The organism is Methylobacterium sp. 1973, assembly GCF_040545035.1.
Lineage (GTDB): Bacteria > Pseudomonadota > Alphaproteobacteria > Rhizobiales > Beijerinckiaceae > Methylobacterium > Methylobacterium fujisawaense.
Genome location: NZ_JBEPLA010000013.1, coordinates 66,311 through 88,569, shown reverse-complemented (window position 1 = coordinate 88,569; position 22,259 = coordinate 66,311). Strand labels below are relative to the sequence as shown.

Sequence of the window (22,259 nt, the reverse complement as noted above, 5' to 3'; positions counted from 1 at the left end):
GGGGCGACGCGCCGAGCCACGGAATCAGACTGGAGACCACCATGGCCAAGGCCAAGCCGAGCAGCCGCATCGAGAGCGCGCGGCTGAACACCCCGACCGACCTCGATCCGAACGACGTGCGGACGATCGCCGAGGGCCTGACGATCCTGAGTTCGGACCTGTTCGCCCTCTACATCAAGACCAAGAACTTTCACTGGCACATGAGCGGACCCCACTTCCGCGATTACCACCTCCTGTTGGATGAGCAGGCCGCTCAGATCTTCGAGATCATCGACGCCGTGAATGAGCGCGCCCGCAAGATCGGCGGCACGGTGCTGCGCTCGCTCGGCCAGGCCAAGAGCCTGACCCGCGTGGCCGACAACGATGCCGAGTATGTCTCGCCCCTCGACATGCTCAAGGAGCTGCGCGACGACAACAAGGCCCTCACCGCCAACATGCGCACGCTCCACGGCGTGACCGATGAGGCGGGCGACGTTGCGACGACCTCGCAGCTGGAGGAATGGATCGACCAGTCCGAGGAGCGCACGTGGTTCCTCTACGAGACCACCCGCAACGCGACCGACAGCGGCCACTGAGCCGCGCCTCCCGGCATCGGCACGGCCGATGTCGGGTCCGGCCTCGTCGCGCCGCAGCTAACTGCCGGCGAGATCGAGGTGCACCTTCACGAGTCCCGGGTCGTCGGGATCCCGCCCCTGCGTGAACCCGAGGCGGCGGCACACCGCCAGCATCGGCCGGTTCTCGGCGAGCACCGTACCCTCGACCCGCCCGATGCCCTCGGACTGCGCCCAATCGATCATGAGGCGCATCAACGCGAAGGCGAGGCCGGTCCCCCGGGCATCGCGGCCGACCGCGATCGCGTACTCGCCGCTCTCATGGTTGGCGTCGGCATGCAGCCGGACGGCGCCGAGCATGCGCTCGCCGCCGCCCGGTTCGATCTCCGTGGCCACGAAGGCGATGGCGCGGGCGTAGTCGAGCTGCGTCAGACGCGCCAGGAAGGCGTGGCTGAACTCGCGTACCGGGCCGAAGAACCGCAGCCGCAGATCCTCCGGGTCGAGTCCCTTGAAGAAGGTCAGGAACAGGCCCTCGTCCTCCGGGCGCACCGGCCGCACCCGCACCGTCCGGTCCTTGAGGTTGAGCGTCCGGACCCATTCGGCCGGGTAGGGCCGGATCGCGAAGCGCGGATGGCCGCGTCCGTCGGCTCCGCGCTCGGCGCGCCCGATCCGGACCCGCGCGTCGAGGGCGAGCACGCCGGTCTCGTCGGCCAGAAGCGGGTTGATGTCGAGTTCGCGCACCTGCGGCAGGTCGGCGGCGAGCTGGGACAGCTTCACCAGCGTCAGCGCGATCGCCCCGAGATCGGCGGCGGGCACGTCGCGGTAGGCTTCGAGGCGCCGCGCGACCCGGGTGCGGGCGATGAGGTCGCGCGCGAGGGTCAAGTCCAGCGGCGGCAGGCCGAGGGCGCGGTCGTCGATCACCTCCACGGCGGTGCCGCCCCGGCCGAAGACCACGACCGGGCCGAACACCGCGTCCTCGGCGAGCCCGGCGATCAGCTCGCGGCGCTGGCCGCGGCGGACCATCGGCTGCACGGCAAAACCGGTCACCCGGGCATCCGGCCGCTCCCGGCGCGCGCGGGCCAGGATGCTGCGGGCCGCGTCCGCCACGTCGGCCTCGCTGGTCAGGTCGAGATGGACGCCGCCGATGTCGGATTTGTGCACCACGTCCGGCGAGACGACCTTCAGCGCCACCGTTCCGCCCGCCGCGATGATCGGCCACGCGGCCGCCGCCGCCGCGTCCTTGTCGGGCGCCAGCGTGATCGGCACGGTCGGAATCCCGTAGGCCTCCAAGAGGCCGTTGACCGCCACCGGGTCGAGCCAGGCGGCCCCCTGCTGCAGCGCCCCGGCGACGATCGAGCGGGCCCGCGCCGTGTCGGGGGAGAAGTCCCGCGGCAGCGAGTCCGGCGTGCGCATCAGATCGTCCTGCGCCTCGCGGTAGCGCACGAGGTGCAGGAAGCCCTCGATCGCCTCGGAATCGGTGGTGAAGTGCGGGATCCCGGCCTGCGCGAAGGTCTCGCGCCCCGCCTCCGCGTCGCCCAGCGAGACCGCGAAGACGGGCTTCTTGCGGGATTGGCCGGCCCGGGCGGTCTCGACCGTCTCGGCGATGGCACGCGCCACCGCGCCCGCCTCCGAACGAATCGTGGGCACATGGATCGCCAGCACGGCGTCGCTCGTCCGATCGGTCAGCAAGGGTGCCAGTGCGGCGGAGAAGGCCGGCCCGGCGGCATCGATGCCGAGGTCGAGAGGGTTGCCCGGCGCGCGGCCGTCCGCCTCGGCGGGCGCCGCCAGGGTCCCGGCCCGCTCGATCAGCCGATCCGCGGCAAGCAGCCCGATGCCGCGGCCGTTCGACACGATCGCCAGCCGGTGGCCCGGGAAGGGCCGCTGGCGCCCCAGGGTCTCCACAGCGGAGAACATCGCGTCGAGGTCCGGCACGGCCAGCAGGCCCGCCCGCCGGAACGCCGCCGCGTAGACCGCATCCGGACGGGCCAGGGCGCCGGTATGGGTGGCGGCGGCGCGCGTGTCCGGGCGGTGCCGGCCGGCCCGAAGCACCACGACGGGCTTGGCCCGCGCGGCGGCCCGGGCGGCCGACATGAAGCGGCGGGCATCCGCGACCCTGTCGAGGCAGAGCAGGATCGCGCGGGTGTGATAATCGGCAGCGAAGTGGTCGAGGCAATCGGCCACGCCGATATCGAGGACGCTGCCGAGCGACAGAACCGCCGAGAAGCCGGTCCCGTGGCGGGCACCCCAGGCGACGATGGCGGCCGCGACCGTGCCGGATTGCGAGACGAGGGCGAGGTCGCCGGACGCGGGGGCATGGGCGAACAGGCTGGCGTTGAGCTTGGCACCCGGCACCGCGAGGCCGGCGCTGTCGGGACCGAGCAGGCGCAGGCCGTGGGCGCGGGCGATCCGGTGGGCGACCGGGCCGGGATCGTCCGGCTCGGACCCGAGCCGGGCGGTGAGGATCACCGCCGCCCCGGCGCCGATCGCGGCGGCCTGCGCGACGACCTCGGGCACGCGCGGCGGCGGCACCGCGATCAGAACGAGATCGGGGGCGACGGGGAGATCCGCGACCCTGGGCACGCAGGGCAGCCCCTCGACCGTCGCCTGATCGGGCTGGACCGGCAGGATCGCGCCGGGAAAGCCCGCGGCGCGCAGGCTGTCGAACACGCTGCGCCCCAGTGAGCCCACGCGGGCGACCGCACCCACCAGGGCGACCGACCGGGGCGCCAGCAGTTTGTCGAACCGGTATGTGCTCATGACCGGCGGCTCACGGCGCCGCCGTCACGGGATGAGCTTCCGCAGGCCGTTCGTGCCGGCACGCATCTGGTCCCCCGCTTCGTCCGATCGGGCACGGCTCATGGAACGCCCGCCGCTCCCTCAGATGGCGCGATCCGGCGCGCCTGCAACGCCCGAGCGGCACGCGACATGGGGACACCGAACGATCGCCCCGACGGCATCGTTGGCGACGTCCTTTTGTCCAATATCCAGCGCGCTTTATCCACTCCAAGACGGCAGTTGTGGGCGTGTGTAGATTGGTCTTGCTATTAAATTCCCACCACCATAGTAACTGCTGCTTAACTACCCTGTATCGGGTTGAGCAGAGACAGATTCCGGCCGGCACCTCGGGTTGGCGGCGAGCCGGGATCGACAGGAGGTTATGGGATGGACGCCACGGGTGAAGGGCAACCGGACTATCTCGCGCTGTCCGTCGACATCGTGTCGGCCTTCGTGAGCAACAATCCGGTGCCTGCGCCGGAGCTGCCCGGGCTCATCGCGGCCATCCACGCGACGCTGCACGGTCTCGGCGAGCCGGCCATCACGCCGACGGAGGAGTTGAGGCCGGCCGTGCCGGTCCGGCGCTCGGTCCAGCCCGACTTCATCGTGTGTCTGGAGGACGGCAAGAAGTTCAAGTCGCTCAAGCGCCATCTGCGCACGCACTACAACCTCACGCCCGAGGAATACCGGACGAAATGGGGCCTTCCGCCCGATTATCCGATGGTGGCGCCGAACTACGCCGCGGCGCGCTCCAGTCTCGCCAAGAGCATGGGCCTCGGCCACCAGCGGCGGAAGGGCTGAGGGCGCGCCGAGCGCGTCCACAGCTTTCGGATCCGGGTTAGGCATCGGGCAAGCCAAGCTTGCGAGGGTCAGGGGCCCGTCAGCGCCTCAGAGACCCGATGCCCGGCAAGCCCAATCCCGTTGCCCGCCTGTTCTGGACGGCCGTGATCGGCCTTCCGTTCGGGCTCTGGTACGGCCGGCCGGCCCTGGCCGCGACGGGCCTGGCCCTCGTCCTGGTCCTGATCCGGCATCTCGGGCGCAAGCGCCGCTTCCGTGCCCGGGTGCGGCGGATCGCCCGGGCGCATGCCGACACGCTGGCGCTGCGGCGGCGTCAGGAGAGCTACTGCGATCCTTACGGCAACTGGATCGAGGACGGTTGGCTGCGCGAGCGGGACTACTTTCTCGACCGGACCGTCCTGCCGCAGCTCGGCCCCCGCTTCGCCGACCTCGCCGAGGTGGAGCACGCGCGGATGCTGGCGATCATCGAGGCCGAGGCGGCGGCCGTCGCCCTCCCGGAGGAGGACGAGGCGCCGGGGGACGGGCTGGACTACGAGCGCTACTGCGCCGAGCGCCTGACCCGGGCGGGCTGGCGGACGCACCGGACGCCGGCGAGCGGCGACCAGGGCGCCGACATCGTCGCGGTGCAGGATGGCCTGCGCCTCGTGGTGCAATGCAAGCGGCTGAGCAAGCCCGTCGGCAACGCCGCCGTGCAGGAAGCGGCCGCGGCGCTGCGCTACTGGGACGGGGACCGGGCCGCCGTGGTCTCCAATGCCGGCTTCACCCCGGCCGCGCGCCGGCTCGCCACGGCGACCGGCGTGCTCCTGATGCATCACGAGGCGCTGGACACCCTCGACGCGCACGACCTCGCGGAGGCGTGACGGTCGTCAGGCAAGCGGCCCGGGGATGGCGGTCTCCGCCTCGCTGAGCAGCCGCGCCTCGTGCCGACGCACGAACAGCCAGAGGGCCAGGCCTCCGAACACCACGAGCGCCAGCAGGGTCAGGCCGACCGGGCCGACGATGTGCTCGATCTGGCGCCCGCAATAGTAGGAGCCGATCCCCATGCTGCCGGCCCAGACGACGCCGCCGAGGGCGTTGAAGGCGAAGAAGCGCCGGGCATCCAGACGGTTGACCCCGGCGAGCACGGCCGCGTAGGCGCGCAGCATCGCGGTGAAGCGGCCGAAGAACACGATCTTGCCGCCGTGCCGGCGGAACAGATACTGGCCGAGCTTGAGCCGCCCGTGATCGAGGGCGATGAGGTGACCGTAGCGCAGGAGCAGCGGCATGCCCCAGCGCCGCCCCGCCCAATAGCCGACATTGTCGCCCAGGATCGCCGCCGCCGCGGCCGCGGCGATGACAAGGCCGATATTCAAATTGCCGGTGCTGCCCGCATAGACGGCGGCCGAGATCAGCACCGTCTCGCCCGGGCATGGCACGCCGGCGCTCTCGAGGGTGATGATCACGAAGATCGCGATGTATCCGTAATTCGCGATCAGCTCGGCGATGGGCAGATCGTTCAGGAAGGCCATGCGGTCCTCGGGGCCGGTCTCCGGGCAAAGCCCGGCGACACAAGCGGATGGATCGTGGCCTTAAAAGGGCCGATCCGCGGAGCGCGGCGCGGTCAGAGGACCTTCAGCAGGGCCTCGGCGCCCGAGGCCTCCGCCTTCGAGGGCGTCTCCTCGACGTTGAGGATCCGGACGACGCCGTCCTCGACCAGCATCGAGTAGCGCTTCGAGCGCATCCCGAGGCCGAAACCCGTGCCGTCCATCTCGAGGCCGATGGCCTTGGCGAAATCGGCGTTGCCGTCGGCCAGGAATTCCAGCCCTTCCGCGCCGCTCGCCTTCGACCACGCGTCGAGCACGAACACGTCGTTGACGCTCGTCACCGCAATGGCATCGACGCCGCGTCCGAGGATCTCGTCCTTGTGGGTGACGAAGCCCGGCAGGTGGTTGCGGTGGCAGCTGGGGGTGAACGCGCCCGGCACGCCGATCAGGACCACGCGCCGGCCCTTGAACACGTCGTCGGTGGTGCGCGCGATCGGGCCCTCGGGGCCGATCACCCGGAAGGTGGCCTGGGGCAGGTGGTCGCCGACCTGGATCATCGCGGGTCCCTCGTTGTCGCGCGCTGGGATGGCACGCGTGAGCAGCGCGCCTGACCTAGCGTGGCAGGGGATGCCTGTCGAGGATGCGGCCCAGTCCGGCTTGAACCACACGCACGGGCCGAGGCGCTTGATCTTGTGAGACCGCTCGATCCGCGCCCTCTGCTCCCCAACGTCGAGAGCGGGAGAGGGCACGACACCCGCCGTGACCATCGGGCCGCGGCCGCAACCGCGCCGGCCGCGACCCGGACCGTCCTCGGCATTGCGGGACACGGATTGCGACGCGCACAAGCTTGGGGGAGGCTTGCTGCGTCCCTATTGCCCGCTGGACAACCAGGAGACGGGGCGTAGCATGGACGTATGGCGCACCCTCCGCACCGCAGGCCCGATCCCCCGTCGGCAGCGTCTTCGCTGGCCGGCAAGGCCGCGTCGCCGCTTCAGACGGAGCTGTCGGGTCCGAACTTCCTCGACGGGCAATTCCTCGTGGCCATGCCCGGCATGGCCGACGAGCGCTTCGCCCGTTCGGTCATCTATGTCTGCGCCCATTCCGCCGACGGGGCGATGGGCATCATCGTCAACAAGGCGGCGACCGACATCAGCATGCCGGACCTTCTGGTCCAGCTCGACGTGGCGCCCGAGGCGGATGCGATTCGCCTCCGCGAGCGGGTCGGCCACATGCCGGTCCTGATGGGCGGTCCGGTGGAAGGACGGCGCGGCTTCGTGCTCCACAGCGACGATTTTCACATCCAGCAATCGACGCTGATCATCGACGACGGCATCTGCCTGACCGCAACCGTGGAGATCCTCCGCGCCATCGCCAGCGGCGAGGGGCCGGCGAGCGCCGTGCTCGCGTTGGGCTATGCCGGCTGGCAGGCGGGGCAGCTGGAGAGCGAGATCATGGCCAATGGCTGGCTCAACTGCCCGGCCGACCCGGCCCTGATCTTCAACGCCGACCTCGACGCCAAGTACGACCTCGCCCTGCGGGCCAACGGCATCGACCCGGCGATGCTGTCGATGACCGCCGGCCGGGCCTGATCGACATCGACCTCGGAGATTTGCGGCGCCCCGGTGCTTGCGAGCGGGGCAATCCCGCCGGCCCAGGCTGTCCGGTCCCAGGCTGTCCGGCTTCCTTCCGCCCTGGGCCGCTGCCCTGCGCTCGCGATGCCGCGGGCGTCAGAGCGCCGGGCCGACGGACCCGGCGCGCCGCGCCTCCACCTATTCCGGAAGCACGTCGCCGCCGCCGGCCGCGTCCGGGTTCATGCCTTCGACGGCGGGCTTGGGACGCGGCCTGCGCGGCGCGACGGCGGCCGTGGGCGTCGCCGTGTTGGCGCCGAGCCGGGTCGCCAGGGCCAGGGCGCGGTTCTCCGTCACCCGCAGGTGGCAGAACCCGTGCGTGCCCTCCCGCGCATAGGTGCGGCAGAGCTGCTCCCGATCCGACGAGAAGGCCGCCTGCTCGCTGACGATCGGCCGCACGTCCTCGCGCCGGGCGCGCTGGGTCATCAGCTTGTAATTGTCCCGAACGGCCTTGTCGGCGACGCCCCGGGCGGTGTCGAACTCGCCGGCCCGCGGGATCAGGGTGGCGGCGGCCGGCCCCCAGAGGCCCACCGGCGTCGTGGCGCAATCCGCCGCCGAGAAGGTACAGATCGGGCCCGCACCGAGGCTCGAGACCAGGACGCCGCCCTCGGTCACGTCGAAGCGCAGCGGGCACTCGGCCCCGGCCGCCTCGAAGCGCGGCACGCCCTCGGGCTTGCCCTCGGCGCTGAGCGTCACCGGGTTGCCGCCGGCGAGGGGAACCGTGCACGATTCCGCCGGCTGCGAGATCTTGGTCCCCGGTAGCTTGATCCGCGCCGTGACGGCGGTGCCGGACCGTTCCAGCTTCAGGGTTCCGGACAGGCCGTTGAGCTGCAGATCCTGGCCGATCACGCCGTCCTCGGAGGGCGTCTTCAGAACGATCGGGCGGGCCGGCGCAGGGGCGGGCCGGGGCGCCTCAGGGGCCGCGGGCGGGCCCGGCTCGCCCGGCGCGGCGGGAGCCGGCGGCGCCTCTGGGAGGCCGCGGGGCGGCACCGGCGGCCGCTCCGGCTTGATGCCGAACAGGCGCTCGAAGAAATTCTGGGCCTGCGCCGGAGGGGCGGCGAGCATCCCGGGCGCCGCGACGGCGACCGCCAGGATCGGAAGCAGGAGACTGCGGATCGGGCGCATCGGACTCTACGACGGGGACACGAAGTGGCGGGGCCACGCGCAACCCCTTGTCGAAGCGTTAACACGGCGTCGATGGCGCCGACGTGGCAGCGAAGCAACAAAATGCAGTCACGCCGCCGGGCAGAGGGCGGCCCTGCGGCGAGATCCTGCCGGAATGACAAGGATATGGCGCGCCTGTGCGGGATGAATGCCGCCGCGCAGGCTTCGCCTTGCGAGCCCGGAACGGGGTTCTTATATCGCCCTCGACGCGGGATTGCGCGCTGGGTTTCAGCCGTTCACGGCCCTTGATCCGGCCCGGGTCCCATACTCACATCACCTCCGTACACCGCCATGGGCCGAGCTGCTTCGGGGCTCGGCGGTCTGCTTGAACGCGACGAAAAGAGGGATCCCGCCATGGGTAAAGTTATCGGCATCGACCTGGGCACCACCAATTCCTGCGTGGCCGTGATGGATGGCACGCAGCCCAAGGTCATCGAGAATTCGGAAGGCGCGCGCACCACGCCGTCGATCGTCGCCTTCACGGATGACGGCGAGCGGCTCGTCGGCCAGCCGGCCAAGCGCCAGGCGGTCACGAACCCCGAGCGCACGTTCTTCGCCATCAAGCGGCTGATCGGCCGCACCTACGACGATCCGCTGACCCAGAAGGACAAGGGCCTCGTCCCCTACAAGATCGCCCGCGGCGACAACGGCGACGCCTGGGTCGAGGCGGACGGCAAGAAGTATTCGCCGTCGCAGATCTCCGCCTTCACGCTGCAGAAGATGAAGGAGACCGCGGAGGCCCATCTCGGCCAGCCGGTGACGCAGGCGGTCATCACCGTCCCCGCCTACTTCAACGACGCCCAGCGCCAGGCCACCAAGGATGCCGGCAAGATCGCGGGCCTCGAGGTTCTGCGCATCATCAACGAGCCGACCGCGGCGGCGCTCGCCTACGGCCTCGACAAGAAGAAGGCTGGCACGATCGCGGTCTACGACCTCGGCGGCGGCACCTTCGACGTGTCGATCCTTGAGATCGGCGACGGCGTGTTCGAGGTGAAGTCCACCAACGGCGACACCTTCCTGGGCGGCGAGGACTTCGACAACCGGATCGTCGAATACCTGACCTCCGAGTTCAAGAAGGAGCAGGGCATCGACCTGACCAAGGACAAGCTCGCCCTCCAGCGCCTCAAGGAGGCGGCCGAGAAGGCCAAGATCGAGCTGTCCTCGGCCACCCAGACCGAGATCAACCTGCCCTACATCACCGCCGACAACACCGGCCCGAAGCACCTCGCGCTGAAGCTCAGCCGGGCGAAGTTCGAGTCGCTGGTCGACGATCTGGTGCAGCGGACGATCGAGCCGTGCCGCAAGGCGCTCAAGGATGCCGGCGTCTCGGCCTCCGAGATCGACGAGGTGGTGCTGGTCGGCGGCATGATCCGCATGCCGAAGATCCAGGAGGTGGTGAAGTCCTTCTTCGGCAAGGAGCCCCACAAGGGCGTCAACCCGGATGAGGTCGTGGCCATCGGCGCCGCCGTGCAGGCGGGCGTCCTCCAGGGCGACGTCAAGGACGTGCTGCTCCTCGACGTGACCCCGCTGTCGCTGGGCATCGAGACGCTGGGCGGCGTGTTCACCCGGCTCATCGACCGCAACACCACGATCCCGACCAAGAAGTCCCAGACCTTCTCGACGGCGGAGGACAACCAGAACGCCGTCACGATCCGGGTCTTCCAGGGCGAGCGCGAGATGGCGGCCGACAACAAGCTGCTCGGCCAGTTCGACCTCGTCGGCATCCCGCCGGCGCCCCGCGGCATGCCGCAGATCGAGGTGACCTTCGACATCGACGCCAACGGCATCGTCAACGTGACGGCCAAGGACAAGGCGACCAACAAGGAGCACCAGATCCGCATCCAGGCCTCGGGCGGCCTGTCGGACGCCGACATCGACCGGATGGTGAAGGACGCCGAGGCGAATGCCGAGGCCGACAAGAAGCGCCGCGAGCTGGTCGAGGTGAAGAACCAGGGCGAGAGCCTGATCCACGCCACCGAGAAGTCGGTGACCGAGTACGGCGACAAGGTCCCGGCCGCCGACAAGGGCGCCATCGAGACCGCGATGACCGCGCTCAAGACCGCCCTCGAGGGTGAGGATGTCGAAGCCATCAAGGCCCGCACCACGGACCTGATGCAGGCTTCGATGAAGCTCGGCGAGGCCATGTACGCCGCCAATCAGGCGGCGGGCCCCGACGCCGGTGCCGAGGCGGCCTCCGAGAAGAAGGACGACGTCATCGACGCCGACTTCCAGGAGGTCGACGAGAAGGACCAGAAGAAGCGCGCCTGAGGCGCAGGTCGGAAACGACCGTGCGGGGCCGGAGCGATCCGGCCCCGCCTTTGCTTTACACGCGCTGTTGCGCAGGCGCCGCAGGACGCGGGATATCGCCCGGATCGGAGCCGCGGGCTGCCGGCCCGTGCTAGAGCGCGAATCGCGACGTGCATCGGTCCGCACATCCTGCGCAAACCCGCGTCCCGAAGCCCCGCCGCGGCGGGCGTCGGCGCGGCGGGGTCCAGGGATCACGGCGCCGTCTGGACGCCTCCTGCGAGGCGGCCGCGCCGCGCCCCGAGACAGGGCGCGGATGGATTGTCCGGAGACGGGTTGGGATGTCGAAGCGGGACTATTACGAGATCCTGGGGGTCACCAAGACCGCCACGGAAAGCGAGATGAAGGTCGCCTTCCGCAAGCTCGCGATGACCTTTCATCCCGACCGCAATCCCGGCGACAAGGACGCCGAGATCAAGTTCAAGGAGATCAACGAGGCCTATCAGTGCCTCTCCGACGGCCAGAAGCGTGCCGCCTACGACCGGTTCGGCCACGCGGCCTTCAGCCAGGGCGGGGGCGGCGGTCCCGGATTCGGCAACGAGTTCGGCGACTTCATGTCGGATATCTTCGACAATTTCTTCGGTGACGGCCGCGGCGGCGGCGGCGGCGCGCGCGGGCGCGGCGGCACACCGGGCCGCGAGCGCGGGGCGGATCTGCGCTACAACCTCGAGATCACCCTGGAGGAGGCCTTCACCGGCAAGGCCGAGACCATCCGGATCCCGACCTCGGTGACCTGTGAGGCCTGTGACGGCTCGGGCGCCAAGCCGGGCTCGAAGCCCCGGACCTGCCCGACCTGCGCGGGCTACGGCCGCGTCCGGGCCGCCCAGGGCTTCTTCGCCATCGAGCGTACCTGTCCGAACTGCCACGGCCGCGGCGAGATCGTCGACGATCCCTGCACGTCCTGCCAGGGCGCGGGCCGCGTCAACCGCGAGCGCACCCTCTCCATCAACGTGCCCGCGGGGGTCGATGACGGCCTGCGCATCCGACTCGCCGGCGAGGGCGAGAGCGGCCTGCGCGGCGGGCCGGCCGGCGACCTCTACGTCTTCCTGTCGATCAAGCAGCACGAATTCTTCCAGCGCGACGGGGCCGACCTGTTCTGCCGGGTGCCGATCTCGATGGTGACGGCCGCCCTCTCGGGCGAGATCACCGTGCCGGTGATCGACGGCTCGCAGACGCAGGTGCGCATCCCTGCGGGCACGCAGACCGCCAAGCAGTTCCGCATCAAGGGCAAGGGCATGCCGGTGCTCCGCTCGCGGGAGGTCGGCGATCTCTACATCCAGGTCTTCGTCGAGACCCCGCAGAACCTGACCAAGCGCCAGCGCGAGCTGCTCCAGGAGTTCGATCAGTCGGCCTCGCCGGAGAATCATCCCGAATCCGCCGGCTTCTTCTCGAAGGTCCGAGACTTCTTCGGGGGCGCGGTCCGGCCGTGAGCCGGATCCGAATCCTGGGAAGACCCGTTATGCAAGCGGCCGGCGTGGCTTGGGTCCCCTAGGCGACGCGCCGCCTTGACTGTAAGACAACGCCGTTCTTCAGCCTTTCATTCTCATTCGGCATCAAGGAATCCAGGACTTGCCGCCGCTCCGCCGTCCCAACGCGAAGGCTCCTGTCGGCAGGAGCGCGATTTTCGGGCCGCGGCGCGACCCCCTGGAGGACGAGGCCCGGTTCCTGCGTTCGTGGCTCGAGCGGCCCCTCGTCACGGGTGCGGTGACGCCGTCGGGCAAGATGCTCGCGCGCACCATGGCCGCCTATGTCGACCCGCGCCTGGAAGGACCGGTGGTCGAACTCGGCCCCGGCACCGGTCCCGTGACCGAAGCGCTGATCCGGCGCGGCGTTGCGCCGGAGCGCCTGATCCTCGTGGAATTCAATCCCGATTTCTGCCGCCTCCTGACCCACCGCTTCCCCGGTGTGCGGGTCATTCAGGGCGATGCCTACAACATGCGGGCGAGCCTTCAGGACGTGCTGACGCAGCCCGCGGCGGCCACGATCTCGAGCCTGCCGCTGTTCACCAAGCCGTTGGAGCAGCGGCTGGACCTGCTCAACACCGCCCACGACCTGATGCGGCCGGGGGCTCCGTTCGTGCAGTTCACCTACGCGGTCGTGCCGCCGATCCCGGCCCGTTGCGAAGCCGGCAGCTATACCGCCGACCGTTCCAACCGGGTCTGGCTGAACCTGCCCCCGGCCCGGGTCTGGGTCTATCGCCGACCCTGACATGAACACGGCCTGAGCGAACAGGTCACGTTTGCGTCAACTTGAAAGGCACATACCTGAGACACGGCCGGACGCGCCAACGCGGCCGGCGTGGAACAGGAAAGCGCCGATGTTCACCAAGACTGCACGGACCCGCTTTGCAGCCGCCCTTGCCTTCGGCGGGCTGGCCTTTGCGGCCCCGGCCATGGCCGCTCCGCTGAGCCTCGACGCCGGGCTTCAGGCTGACAGCGGGGACATCCAGACCGTCCAGTATGGCTACGGCTACGGTCCCCGTCACGGCGGCTGGGGCCACCATGGCTTCGGTCCGCGCCATCATCATCATGGCGGCTGGGGACGGGGACGCCATTACGGCTGGCGCAACCATGGCTTCGGCCCGCGTCACCACCATCACGGCGGCTGGGGCCATCGCCACGGCTACGGCCGCTGGTAAGCACTGACGGCGTGCGTCTCGCTCAGGCGGGGCGCGCGCCGGCCCTCACGCCGGCCCTCATGCCGCCCTCACCCGTTCGATGACGGGCGGCCGCTCCGACGGCGCGTCGCCGATCCGGTAGGCGGCGCGCAAGGCAGCCTCCGCGCGATCCGCCGAGGCCTCATCGGCGGCGTGGACGACCCCCAGCAGGCCACCGGACGCACCGGGGCCGGCGAGATCCGTGAAGCCCACACGCGGATCGATGGAGTCCCCCGGCTGCGTCCGCCCGCCACCGAGCCCGATCACCGCCAGGCCGAGGGCCCGTGTGGCGACCGCCGCAACGGTCCCATCCTGGTGGACCGGCCGCCGCACCGGCGCCGCGGGCAGATAGGTTGCCGGCCTCTCCAGCAGATCACCCGGCCCGCCGAGAGCCTTGACCATGCGGGCGAAGCAATCGGCCGCCCGGCCCGACGCGAGCGCCTGCTCCAGTCGCTCGGCGGCGCTGTCGCGGTCCGGCGCCAGACCGCCGACGACCAGCATCTCGGCTCCCAGTGCCAGCGTGACCGCGTGGAAGCGCGGCTCGCGGCGGGCGCCTGTCAGATACGCGATCGCGTAGGCGACCTCGACGGCGTTGCCGGCCGCACTGGCCAGCGGCGCATCCATGTCGGTGATCAGCGCGGCGGTGCGCAGGCCGGCGCCCTCCGCCACCGTGACGATGCTCTCGGCCAGGGCCCGCGCCTCCGGCAGCGTCGCCATGAAGGCCCCGCCCCCCTGCTTGACGTCCATCACCAGCCCGTCGAGCCCGGCGGCGAGCTTCTTCGACAGGATCGAGGCGGTGATCAGGTCGAGGGACTCGACCGTGCCGGTCACGTCGCGGATCGCGTAGAGGCGCCGGTCGGCCGGGGCGAGGTCGGCGGTCTGGCCGATGATCGCGCAGCCGACGTCCCGGACGACCCTGCGGAACGCGTCCAATCCGGGCGTCGCGTCATAGCCCGGAATACTGCCGAGCTTGTCCAGCGTCCCGCCTGTATGGCCGAGGCCGCGCCCCGAGATCATCGGCACGTAGCCGCCGCAGGCCGCGACCATCGGCGCCAGCGGCAGGCTCACCGCGTCGCCGACGCCGCCGGTCGAGTGCTTGTCGAGGACCGGCCCCGGGAGATCCCAGGCGAGAACGCGGCCCGACTCGGCCATCGCGCGGGTCAGGGCCACCCGCTCCGGAAGGGAAAGCCCGCGGAAAAACACCGCCATGGCGAAAGCCGCCGCCTGCCCCTCCCCCACCGTGCCGTCGGTGAGGCCACGGACGAAGGCGTCGATCGCCTCCGGGTCGAGGGGAAGGCCGTCGCGCTTGGCCCGGATCGTCTCCTGAGGCAGCCGCACGTTCACGACTCCCGGGCCTGGATCAAGGCCGCGAACAGGCTGCTCGCCCCGAGCCGGAAGGTCTTGGGATTCACCCAGGCGGGACCCATGAGGCGGTCGGCAAGAGCCAGGTAGGTGGCTGCGTCGGCAATGCTGCGCAGGCCGCCGGAGACCTTGAGGCCGGCGGGCCGGCCGCTCGCCCGGATCTCATCCAGCATCGCCTCGGCAGCCTCCGGCGTCGCCGAGACCGCGCTCTTGCCCGTGGAGGTCTTCAGGAAGTCGGCGCCCGCCTCCAGGCCGATCCGGCTGGCCTCCCGGATCCGATCGGGATCGGCGAGCTCGCCCGTCTCCAGGATCACCTTGAGGATCGCGGATCCGCAGGTGTCGCGCACCGCCTCCACCATGTCGCGGGCGATCGCCGCCTCGCCCCGCAACAGGGCGCGGTAGGGCAGGACGAGGTCGATCTCGTCCGCCCCGTCGCGCAGGGCCTCGGCGGTGTCGTCGGTGGCGCGGGCGCAATCCTCGCCACCGTCTGGGAAGTTGATCACCGTGGCGATCCGGATGCCGGTGCCCGCGAGCGCCCGCGCGCCCTGCTCGATGAAGCGCGGCCAGACGCAGATCGCCGCGACGCCGCCGCGCTTCGCGTCCCGGCAGAGGGCGTCGATCCTGGGTTCGGTGCAGGTCTCGCCGAGATCGGTGAGGTCGAGGAGCGGCAGGGCCCGGCGGGCGACCGCGCCGGCTTCGGACTCAGTCATCGGCGGTCTCTCCATCGGGCAGATGGGCCACGAAGGCCCGGATCAGGCGGCCGAGATCCTCCGCGGCCCGCGCCGCCACCGCCTTCGTCTCCGCGTGGTGCGGCGCGCCCCCGGCGATCCCGGCCGCGAGGTTCGTCACCACCGAGACCGCCGCCACCGGCAGGTCGAGGAATCGGGCGAGGATCACCTCGGGCACCGTGGACATGCCCACGAGGTCGGCCCCCAGGATGCCGGCCATCCGGACCTCCGCGGGCGTCTCGAAGCTCGGGCCGGAGAACCACGCGTAGATCCCCTCCCCGAGGGGCAGGCCACAGGCCGCCGCCGCCGCGCGCAGCCGCGTCCGCAGATCCGGATCGTAGGCCGCGGTCATCGGCACGAACCGGGCGTCGCTGGCCTCGCCGATCAGCGGGTTCAGGCCGGACAGGTTGATGTGGTCGGCGAGCAGCACGAGGCTGCCCGGCCCCGTCCCAGGCCGCAGCGATCCGGAGGCGTTGGTGAGCAGCAGACGCCGGGCGCCGAGGTGCCGGGCGCAAGCGAGGGGCACCCGCATCACCGCCGGATCACCGCGCTCGTAGGCGTGGGCCCGCCCCTCGAAGATCAGGACCGGCCGCCCAGCGAGGCGACCGCGGTGCAGCCGGCCGCCGTGACCGCTGACGCCCGGCCCCGGAAAACCGGGAATCGCCGCGTAGTCGAGGACGATGGCATCCGTGAGGGCGGCGGCGATGCCGCCGAGGCCGGTGCCGGTGACCACCGCGCAGGCGTAGGGTCCTGCGAAACCGGCGTCGCGCAGGGCGTCGCAGGCAGCCGCCTCACTCACCCAGCGTCTCCGGGCCGAAGGATTCCGGCAGCAGCTCCGCCAAGGTGAAGCTGCGGGCGACGCCGCCCGGTCCGGCGGCATGAATCGGCGTGTCCGGTCCGGCGAACTCGCGGATCCGCTGGCGGCAGGCACCGCAGGGCGTCACCAGGCCGACGCCGTCGCCGCAGACCAGGATCGCCGCGATGCGCCGGCCTCCGGCCGCCACCATGGCGGCGATCGCTCCGGCCTCCGCGCAGGTCCCGACCGGGTAGGCGGCGTTCTCCACGTTGCAGCCGGCATGGATGACGCCGCGCTCGTCGCGGAGCGCCGCACCGACCGGGAAGCGGGAATAGGGCGCATGCGCCCGGTCACGCACCGCCCGGGCGGCCTCGAACAGGGCGGCGAGCCCGTCATCGTCCCGTGCTGAATCCGCGGCCTGCATGGCCGATCTTTGGCACCCGCCGTGGCGCCCTGTCGAGGGGGCCTGTCGAGGGGGCCTGTCGAGGGGGCCTGTCGAAGGGGCCGGGGCGGGGTCAGCGCCCTCCGGCCGGGTACCGCCGGGACGCCGTCAGCGGATCGCCGCGCCGAGGAGGCGCGCCGCCTGCCGGAGATCCGTGTCGTCCCGCGGGCCGCTCAGGGCGTAGGCCGTGTCGCCGGCATTCCACGACACGACGTCGCCGTCATCCGAGCCGGTGAGCGTCGTCGGACCGCCGCGGATGCCGCGGGTGGCGAACAGCGACGCCTCGCCGAACCGACCGGCCTCCAGGGCGACCTCGATCCCGGTGCCGTGCCGGGCGGGGAAGACCTGGATGTCGCGGACGCGCCAGCCATCCGGCAGGGCCGGGAGATCGATACCCGTCGCCGAGCGCAGGCGCGGCCGGTCGTAGACCGGATCGTCGGCTTGGCCACCCATGCTCTTGCGCAGCTGCGCGACGACCCGGGCCTGGCGCGCATCCGCGATCAGGGCCGGGTCCGGCGTCGCCGCCTGGGTGTCGGGAACGCCGAAGCGGCCGATCTCGTCATGGGCGAGCCAGCCCGCCCCCACGAGCACCGCGATGGCCGCGGCCCGCTTCAGGCGCGAGGCGACCCGGCGCCAGCGCAAATTCCGGTCGAAGCGACGCGCCAGAACGACGTTCCGGTCCGGCCCGGGCCCGGGAACGCGCTCGAAACAGGCCCGCAGGGCGTCGCGATCGTGCATCTCGGCCATCACCCGGGCCGCGGCCTCGGGGTTGGCCGCGAGATGGGCCTCGACGTCGAGACGGCGCATCGGGTCGATCTGCCCGTCGACAAAGGCGATGAGATCGTCGTCTGTGATCGGATCGATCATCGTGAAAGTCCTCGAATCCAGCGTGCCCGGAGGCGATCCGCCGGTCGCAATCGTTCAATCGGCACCGGCGCCCGCAGGCGCCGGACCTGTGTCGGAGCGGTCCTCAGCTCTCGCCGACGGCGCGTCGGAGGTGCCAGTTGGACCCGCTTTTCGCCTCGTCGGACACGACGAGCCGGAGGGTTGAGGGTGGCCCGCGGCGCGTCTCGGGTGCCCGGGACGGCTCCCCTTCGCCGGAGGCCCGGTCGGCCCGCGTCCCCTCTTCGAAGGCCCGCAGGGCCGCCCGGCCGCGGCCGAGACGGGACATCAATGTGCCGATCGGAATGCCCAGCACGGCGGCCGCATCGGCGTAGGCCATGCCTTCCAGCGTGACGAGATGGAGCGCGGCGCGCTGCTCCTCCGGCAGCTTGAGGAACGCCTGCCGAATCTGGGCGAGACGCACCTGCCCCTCCTGGGCCGGCGGGGCCATGTCCTCAGTCATCCGCACCAGCGTGTCGGCGTGACGGGCCTCGACCTGCCGGCGGCGCTGCTCGTCGATGAAGGCGTTGTGCAACACCGTCATCATCCAGGTGCGCAGATTGGTGTTGGGCCGGAGCGTGCCCTGCATCTCCAGCGCCCGCACCAGGGTATCGTGCACGAGATCGTCGGCCCGCAGCGCGTCGCGGGTCAGCGAACGCGCGTAGCGCCGCAGGGGCACCATCAGGTCGAGGAGGTCCGGGCGCGTGTTCTTGTCCGATGCCATGGGATGTAAACGCGAGGCAGCGGCCTTTTAATCCCGCCTGTCGGCCGGGTCTCGGATGTCAGGCCTGATCGAGGGCTGCCGCGATGCCCGAGATCACCCGCGGATCCGTCGGCTCGACCTGCGTGGCGAAGGCCGCCGCCAGGGTGCCGTCCCGGGCGATCAAGTACTTGTGAAAATTCCAGCGCGGCGTCTCGGCCGGGCGCTCGGCCGCTGCCCAGCGGTAGAACGGGTGGGCGCCCGGCATCTTCACCCGGGTCTTGGCGGTGAGCGGAAAGGTGACGCCGTGATTCTTCCGGGCAGCCTCCGCGATGGCCGGCCCGTCCAGCGGCTCCTGATTGCCGAAATCCGGCGAGGGCACGCCCAGGACCGTGAGCCCCCGGTCGCCGAACCGCGTCCAAAGCGTCTGGAGCCCGGAGAGTTGCCCGGCATAGCCGCAGGCCGTGGCGGTGTTGACCACCAGGATCGGCTTTCCCGCATAGGCCGAGAGCGGCATCGGCGCGCCCTCGGGCGTCTCGAAGGCGAAGTCCGTGGCCCGCATGGCCTCGGCGGCGCGGGCGGTGCCGGCAAGGCCGGCACCGATCAGGATGAGAGCCTCGCGGCGCAGCAGCGTCATGGCAGGTCTCCGGCTCGGACGTCCCGCGGCCGCAACGGGCCAGGTCGGACGGGGGATCACCTCATTGATATGCCTGCTGCAGGTCGACCGTACAGTCTCGGCCGACTGCGTCATAATTCTCCGCGAGCCAGGCTTGCGCGGCGGCGCGGCCCTTGTCGCGCAGGCGCTTGAAGACGGTCCAGCGGGCGTCGAGCTTGGAGGCGGCGTTGTAGTCCTCCAATGCGTCGGTCCCGTCGATGCGGTGCACCAGGACCCGGCGATACTGGCCCTGGCCGAGAACGCCTTCCTCGATCAGCCCGTCGAGGAAGTCGATCGCCCGCAATTCCCGCATCAGGTTGGCGTTGAAGGTGATCTCGTTCAGCCGGTCGCGGATCTCGGCCTCCGTGCGCGGGGTCTCCCGCCGCTCCACGGGGTTGATCTGGACGAGCACGATGTCGCGGGTCTGGGCGCCGCGATGCAGGGGGTAGAGCGGCGGATTGCCGAGATAGCCGCCGTCCCAATAAGGCACGCCGTCGATCTCCACCGCCTGGAAGACGGTGGGCAGGCAGGCCGAAGCCATCAGGTGATCGACGGTCAGCCGCTCACGCTCGAAGACCGCGAGCTTGCCCGTCCAGACATTGGTGGCCGAGACGAACAGGCCCGCCGTGTCGGCCTCGCGCAGGCGGTCGAAATCGACCTGCTCGGCCAGCGCCTTGCGCAGCGGGTTGATGTTGAGCGGGTTCGACACGTAGGGGCTCGGCGCCAGCATCTTGGCCCAGAACTCGGCCACCGGATTGCCCTTCCACAGGCTGAACAGGCCGCTGACGAAGTTGCGCTGGGCCGGGCCCAGGTCGCCGTCGAGGCTGACCTCGCGCCAGAACCGCTCCAGACCCTCGCGGGCTCCGTCCGGGCCGCCCTTGAGCCAGCCATCCACGAGGACGACGGCATTCATCGCTCCCGCGCTCGCCCCCGTGACCGCCTCGAAGCCCAGACGCCCATCTTCGATCAGCGCATCGAGGACGCCCCAGGTGAAGGCGCCGTGCGCACCGCCGCCCTGCAGCGCCAGGGCCACCGGCTTCTCCGCCTTGGGCCCGGCCAGCACGTGGCCCGACCCCTGGGCGGACTGCGCCTCGATCACGTCCGAGACGGGTGACTCGGGGACGGCGGTGGCCGGATTGTGCGGCTCGCCGCCGGATTGCTCGCTCATGTCGGCCTCCTGGTCCGGCCGCTTAGATGGGATGCTGCATTGCAGCATCAACCGTCGGCCGTGCCTGCGGCCCGCGGCCCGCGCCCCCGCCGACCCGAGCGAATCGGCAACAGAGGCGGACGAAATCCCGATGGCGCCGAAGGCAAACGCCGCGCGGACGTGCAGCAAACTCGACATCCGCGCCCGGATACGACATGACAGCCGCGATGCTGTCATGCGCGATGCTGTCCTGCGTGGCGCCGGCTTGACGCGGCGCCGGGTCGTCCGCAGCTAACCCGCGACAGCCCCGAAGTTCCGGCGAAGCGTGTCCCGGGACAGACCCGGCAGCCCTCAGGCTCCGGCGTCCCGTGAGGCGCGCCCGCGAAGGTCCACGATGGAAGTCATGGAAGCCACCCGTTCCGAAAGCCCTGCCGCCGACAACCCGCTGGCCGGTGGCGGCCCGGAAATCGCCGGCCCCGCGCCGCGCCACCGCACCGTCGGCGTGACGGTCGGCGAGGGCGAAGGCGCGGTCACGGTCGGCGGCGGCGCGCCGATCGTCGTCCAGTCGATGACCAACACCGACACGGCCGACATCGACGCCACGGTGGCGCAGGTCGCCCAGCTCGCCCGGGTCGGCTCGGAGCTGGTGCGCATCACGGTCGACCGGGACGAGGCGGCGGCGGCGGTGCCGAAGATCCGCGAGCGCCTCGACCGGATCGGCGTCCACGTCCCGCTGGTGGGCGACTTCCACTACATCGGCCACAAGCTGCTCGCCGACCACCCGGCCTGCGCCGAGGCGCTCGCCAAGTACCGGATCAATCCCGGGAACGTCGGCTTCAAGGACAAGAAGGACACCCAGTTCTCGGCGATCATCGAGCAGGCGATCAAGCACAACAAGACCGTGCGGATCGGCGCCAACTGGGGCTCGCTCGACGGCGAGCTGCTCACCCACCTGATGGACGAGAACGCCAAGGCGCCGCGGCCGATCGATGCCCGGGCGGTGATGCGCGAGGCGATGGTCCGCTCGGCGATCAGCTCGGCCGACCGCGCCGTGGAACTCGGCCTGCCGCAGAACAAGATCATCCTCTCGGCCAAGGTCTCGGCCGTGCAGGACCTGATCGCCGTCTACCGCGAGGTGGCGCGCCGTTCGGATTACGCGATCCATCTCGGCCTCACCGAGGCCGGCATGGGCTCGAAGGGGCTCGTGGCCGCCTCCGCCGCCATCGGCGTGCTCCTCCAGGAGGGCATCGGCGACACGATCCGCTACTCGCTCACCCCAGAGCCCGGCGGCGACCGGACCGTCGAGGTCAAGGCCAGCCAGGAACTCCTGCAGACGATGGGGTTCCGCACCTTCGTGCCGATGGTGGCGGCCTGCCCGGGCTGCGGTCGCACGACCTCGACCACCTTCCAGGAACTCGCCCGGGACATCCAGAACTGGATCGTTACCTCCATGCCGGAGTGGAAGAAGTCCTATCCGGGCGTCGAGGGGCTGAACGTCGCCGTGATGGGCTGCATCGTGAACGGCCCGGGCGAATCGAAGCATGCCGATATCGGCATCTCGCTGCCCGGCACCGGCGAGACCCCGACCGCGCCGGTCTTCATCGACGGCAAGAAGGCCATGACCCTGCGCGGCCCGACGCTGGCCAAGGATTTCGAGACGATCGTGATCGACTACATCCAGCGCCGATTCGGTCAGCAGGGCGGGACGCGCACCGCCGCCGAGTGAGGCGCGGTGCGGGGGTAAACACCCCCGGCCCGCTCCCGTCGCGGCTCGGTGAAGTCTGTCCTCGCCCGAGAGGACGCCTCCCACCGCACCGGCATTCCGGGGCTCCGCGAGCGGGCCCGGAAACAAGAACCCGCGTCGGTTCAGGCGCTTGATCCATCGGCGCATCGGGTCGGCATGCGAGCGTGTCGCGCCTCCGGCGCATCGCATTCGGACCTGAATCGCACCGAGACCCAGCTCCGCGATCTTCGCAGAGGCACACGGTTTCCGGCCGCACGAGGGCATGATAGCAAGGCCACACGATCCCGCGAGCGGTCGGCCCGGTGGCCGGCCCGCACGGTTCGGCGGAGTGTTCGCGTGTTCTGCCCGGCCCCGACTGGCCCCTGAGCCGAACCGCGAAGCGCCGGCCACGCCCGAGCTTCCGA

The 22,259-nt window shown here is 71.0% G+C and carries 21 protein-coding genes; 9 read left to right on the top strand and 12 right to left on the bottom strand.

Features of this window, described 5'->3' with window-relative positions:
• Positions 1-41 precede the first annotated feature (41 nt).
• Positions 42-575: a Dps family protein gene (locus ABIC70_RS22310; RefSeq protein WP_043385237.1), complete on the top strand. Its 534-nt coding sequence runs from the start codon at positions 42-44 to the stop codon at positions 573-575.
• 57 nt (positions 576-632) lie between these two features.
• Here ABIC70_RS22310 and ABIC70_RS22305 read toward each other — a convergent pair whose 3' ends face one another.
• Complete coding sequence (locus tag ABIC70_RS22305) at positions 633-3,308, bottom strand: bifunctional acetate--CoA ligase family protein/GNAT family N-acetyltransferase (protein WP_043385234.1); 2,676 nt, start codon at positions 3,306-3,308, stop codon at positions 633-635.
• Between the two features lie 405 nt (positions 3,309-3,713).
• Here ABIC70_RS22305 and ABIC70_RS22300 point away from each other — a divergent pair, with 405 nt between their 5' ends.
• Both ABIC70_RS22300 and ABIC70_RS22295 read left to right on the top strand, forming a co-directional pair.
• Positions 3,714-4,127, top strand: coding sequence for a Ros/MucR family transcriptional regulator (locus tag ABIC70_RS22300; RefSeq protein ID WP_043357841.1), 414 nt, complete (start codon positions 3,714-3,716; stop codon positions 4,125-4,127).
• Between the two features lie 98 nt (positions 4,128-4,225).
• A complete protein-coding gene (locus ABIC70_RS22295) occupies positions 4,226-4,984 on the top strand; it encodes a restriction endonuclease (protein WP_043357842.1) in 759 nt (252 codons plus the stop codon).
• Between the two features lie 6 nt (positions 4,985-4,990).
• On the opposite strand, the gene ABIC70_RS22290 is transcribed toward ABIC70_RS22295, so the two are convergent.
• Positions 4,991-5,632, bottom strand: a complete 642-nt coding sequence (locus ABIC70_RS22290; protein WP_043385228.1) for a DedA family protein — start codon at positions 5,630-5,632, stop codon at positions 4,991-4,993.
• A gap of 92 nt (positions 5,633-5,724) precedes the next feature.
• On the bottom strand, positions 5,725-6,204 hold the full coding sequence (locus tag ABIC70_RS22285; RefSeq protein WP_043357846.1) for a peroxiredoxin: 480 nt from the start codon (positions 6,202-6,204) through the stop codon (positions 5,725-5,727).
• A 357-nt stretch (positions 6,205-6,561) separates the two neighbouring features.
• On the opposite strand from ABIC70_RS22285, the gene ABIC70_RS22280 reads away from it, so the two are divergent.
• Positions 6,562-7,236, top strand: coding sequence for a YqgE/AlgH family protein (locus tag ABIC70_RS22280; RefSeq protein WP_257787385.1), 675 nt, complete (start codon positions 6,562-6,564; stop codon positions 7,234-7,236).
• Between the two features lie 180 nt (positions 7,237-7,416).
• On the opposite strand, the gene ABIC70_RS22275 is transcribed toward ABIC70_RS22280, so the two are convergent.
• Complete coding sequence (locus tag ABIC70_RS22275; RefSeq protein WP_043385225.1) at positions 7,417-8,400, bottom strand: hypothetical protein; 984 nt, start codon at positions 8,398-8,400, stop codon at positions 7,417-7,419.
• Between the two features lie 393 nt (positions 8,401-8,793).
• Between ABIC70_RS22275 and dnaK the strand changes: the two genes are divergently transcribed.
• The 4 genes from dnaK (at position 8,794) to ABIC70_RS22255 (ending at position 13,381) form a co-directional block, all read left to right on the top strand.
• A complete protein-coding gene (gene dnaK / locus ABIC70_RS22270) occupies positions 8,794-10,707 on the top strand; it encodes a molecular chaperone DnaK (protein WP_043357850.1) in 1,914 nt (637 codons plus the stop codon).
• Between the two features lie 317 nt (positions 10,708-11,024).
• On the top strand, positions 11,025-12,173 hold the full coding sequence (gene dnaJ / locus ABIC70_RS22265) for a molecular chaperone DnaJ (protein ID WP_043357852.1): 1,149 nt from the start codon (positions 11,025-11,027) through the stop codon (positions 12,171-12,173).
• 139 nt (positions 12,174-12,312) lie between these two features.
• Positions 12,313-12,951, top strand: coding sequence for a class I SAM-dependent methyltransferase (locus ABIC70_RS22260; protein WP_043357854.1), 639 nt, complete (start codon positions 12,313-12,315; stop codon positions 12,949-12,951).
• Between the two features lie 109 nt (positions 12,952-13,060).
• Positions 13,061-13,381 (top strand): hypothetical protein, encoded by a 321-nt coding sequence (locus tag ABIC70_RS22255; protein ID WP_354441174.1) that lies wholly within the window; start codon positions 13,061-13,063, stop codon positions 13,379-13,381.
• A 57-nt stretch (positions 13,382-13,438) separates the two neighbouring features.
• Here ABIC70_RS22255 and deoA read toward each other — a convergent pair whose 3' ends face one another.
• The 8 genes from deoA to ABIC70_RS22215 form a co-directional block, all read right to left on the bottom strand.
• Positions 13,439-14,737, bottom strand: coding sequence for a thymidine phosphorylase (gene deoA / locus ABIC70_RS22250; RefSeq protein WP_354441172.1), 1,299 nt, complete (start codon positions 14,735-14,737; stop codon positions 13,439-13,441).
• Between the two features lie 2 nt (positions 14,738-14,739).
• Positions 14,740-15,471, bottom strand: coding sequence for a deoxyribose-phosphate aldolase (deoC, locus tag ABIC70_RS22245; RefSeq protein ID WP_354441170.1), 732 nt, complete (start codon positions 15,469-15,471; stop codon positions 14,740-14,742).
• Positions 15,464-16,288, bottom strand: coding sequence for a purine-nucleoside phosphorylase (locus ABIC70_RS22240; RefSeq protein ID WP_274926726.1), 825 nt, complete (start codon positions 16,286-16,288; stop codon positions 15,464-15,466). Before ABIC70_RS22240 ends, deoC begins: the two co-directional genes overlap by 8 nt.
• Positions 16,281-16,709, bottom strand: a complete 429-nt coding sequence (locus ABIC70_RS22235) for a cytidine deaminase (RefSeq protein WP_051045123.1) — start codon at positions 16,707-16,709, stop codon at positions 16,281-16,283. The genes ABIC70_RS22240 and ABIC70_RS22235 overlap by 8 nt, the downstream gene beginning before the upstream one ends.
• Before the next feature lie 126 nt (positions 16,710-16,835).
• A complete protein-coding gene (locus tag ABIC70_RS22230) occupies positions 16,836-17,594 on the bottom strand; it encodes an anti-sigma factor (RefSeq protein WP_043385215.1) in 759 nt (252 codons plus the stop codon).
• A 103-nt stretch (positions 17,595-17,697) separates the two neighbouring features.
• Complete coding sequence (locus tag ABIC70_RS22225; RefSeq protein ID WP_354441168.1) at positions 17,698-18,333, bottom strand: sigma-70 family RNA polymerase sigma factor; 636 nt, start codon at positions 18,331-18,333, stop codon at positions 17,698-17,700.
• A gap of 58 nt (positions 18,334-18,391) precedes the next feature.
• Positions 18,392-18,946 carry a glutathione peroxidase gene (locus ABIC70_RS22220; RefSeq protein WP_043347523.1) on the bottom strand — a complete coding sequence of 185 codons (555 nt, stop codon included), beginning with the start codon at positions 18,944-18,946 and terminating at the stop codon, positions 18,392-18,394.
• Between the two features lie 61 nt (positions 18,947-19,007).
• Positions 19,008-20,132, bottom strand: coding sequence for a patatin-like phospholipase family protein (locus ABIC70_RS22215; RefSeq protein ID WP_179697213.1), 1,125 nt, complete (start codon positions 20,130-20,132; stop codon positions 19,008-19,010).
• Positions 20,133-20,505: 373 nt separating this feature from the next.
• On the opposite strand from ABIC70_RS22215, the gene ispG reads away from it, so the two are divergent.
• Complete coding sequence (gene ispG / locus ABIC70_RS22210; protein ID WP_043356351.1) at positions 20,506-21,837, top strand: flavodoxin-dependent (E)-4-hydroxy-3-methylbut-2-enyl-diphosphate synthase; 1,332 nt, start codon at positions 20,506-20,508, stop codon at positions 21,835-21,837.
• Positions 21,838-22,259 lie beyond the last annotated feature (422 nt).

Excerpts from the sequence above, each read along its gene's own strand:
- ABIC70_RS22310 (WP_043385237.1), top strand. The coding sequence starts at position 42 with ATGGCCAAGGCCAAGCCGAGCAGCCGCATCGAGAGCGCGCGGCTGAAC.
- ABIC70_RS22230 (WP_043385215.1), bottom strand. The coding sequence starts at position 17,594 with ATGATCGATCCGATCACAGACGACGATCTCATCGCCTTTGTCGACGGG.
- ABIC70_RS22215 (WP_179697213.1), bottom strand. The coding sequence starts at position 20,132 with ATGAGCGAGCAATCCGGCGGCGAGCCGCACAATCCGGCCACCGCCGTC.
- ABIC70_RS22285 (WP_043357846.1), bottom strand. The coding sequence starts at position 6,204 with ATGATCCAGGTCGGCGACCACCTGCCCCAGGCCACCTTCCGGGTGATC.
- ABIC70_RS22255 (WP_354441174.1), top strand. The coding sequence starts at position 13,061 with ATGTTCACCAAGACTGCACGGACCCGCTTTGCAGCCGCCCTTGCCTTC.
- ABIC70_RS22305 (WP_043385234.1), bottom strand. The coding sequence starts at position 3,308 with ATGAGCACATACCGGTTCGACAAACTGCTGGCGCCCCGGTCGGTCGCC.
- ABIC70_RS22275 (WP_043385225.1), bottom strand. The coding sequence starts at position 8,400 with ATGCGCCCGATCCGCAGTCTCCTGCTTCCGATCCTGGCGGTCGCCGTC.
- ABIC70_RS22280 (WP_257787385.1), top strand. The coding sequence starts at position 6,562 with ATGGCGCACCCTCCGCACCGCAGGCCCGATCCCCCGTCGGCAGCGTCT.
- ABIC70_RS22290 (WP_043385228.1), bottom strand. The coding sequence starts at position 5,632 with ATGGCCTTCCTGAACGATCTGCCCATCGCCGAGCTGATCGCGAATTAC.
- ispG (WP_043356351.1), top strand. The coding sequence starts at position 20,506 with ATGGAAGTCATGGAAGCCACCCGTTCCGAAAGCCCTGCCGCCGACAAC.
- ABIC70_RS22235 (WP_051045123.1), bottom strand. The coding sequence starts at position 16,709 with ATGCAGGCCGCGGATTCAGCACGGGACGATGACGGGCTCGCCGCCCTG.
- ABIC70_RS22295 (WP_043357842.1), top strand. The coding sequence starts at position 4,226 with ATGCCCGGCAAGCCCAATCCCGTTGCCCGCCTGTTCTGGACGGCCGTG.
- ABIC70_RS22225 (WP_354441168.1), bottom strand. The coding sequence starts at position 18,333 with ATGGCATCGGACAAGAACACGCGCCCGGACCTCCTCGACCTGATGGTG.
- ABIC70_RS22220 (WP_043347523.1), bottom strand. The coding sequence starts at position 18,946 with ATGACGCTGCTGCGCCGCGAGGCTCTCATCCTGATCGGTGCCGGCCTT.
- ABIC70_RS22300 (WP_043357841.1), top strand. The coding sequence starts at position 3,714 with ATGGACGCCACGGGTGAAGGGCAACCGGACTATCTCGCGCTGTCCGTC.
- dnaK (WP_043357850.1), top strand. The coding sequence starts at position 8,794 with ATGGGTAAAGTTATCGGCATCGACCTGGGCACCACCAATTCCTGCGTG.
- deoC (WP_354441170.1), bottom strand. The coding sequence starts at position 15,471 with ATGACTGAGTCCGAAGCCGGCGCGGTCGCCCGCCGGGCCCTGCCGCTC.
- dnaJ (WP_043357852.1), top strand. The coding sequence starts at position 11,025 with ATGTCGAAGCGGGACTATTACGAGATCCTGGGGGTCACCAAGACCGCC.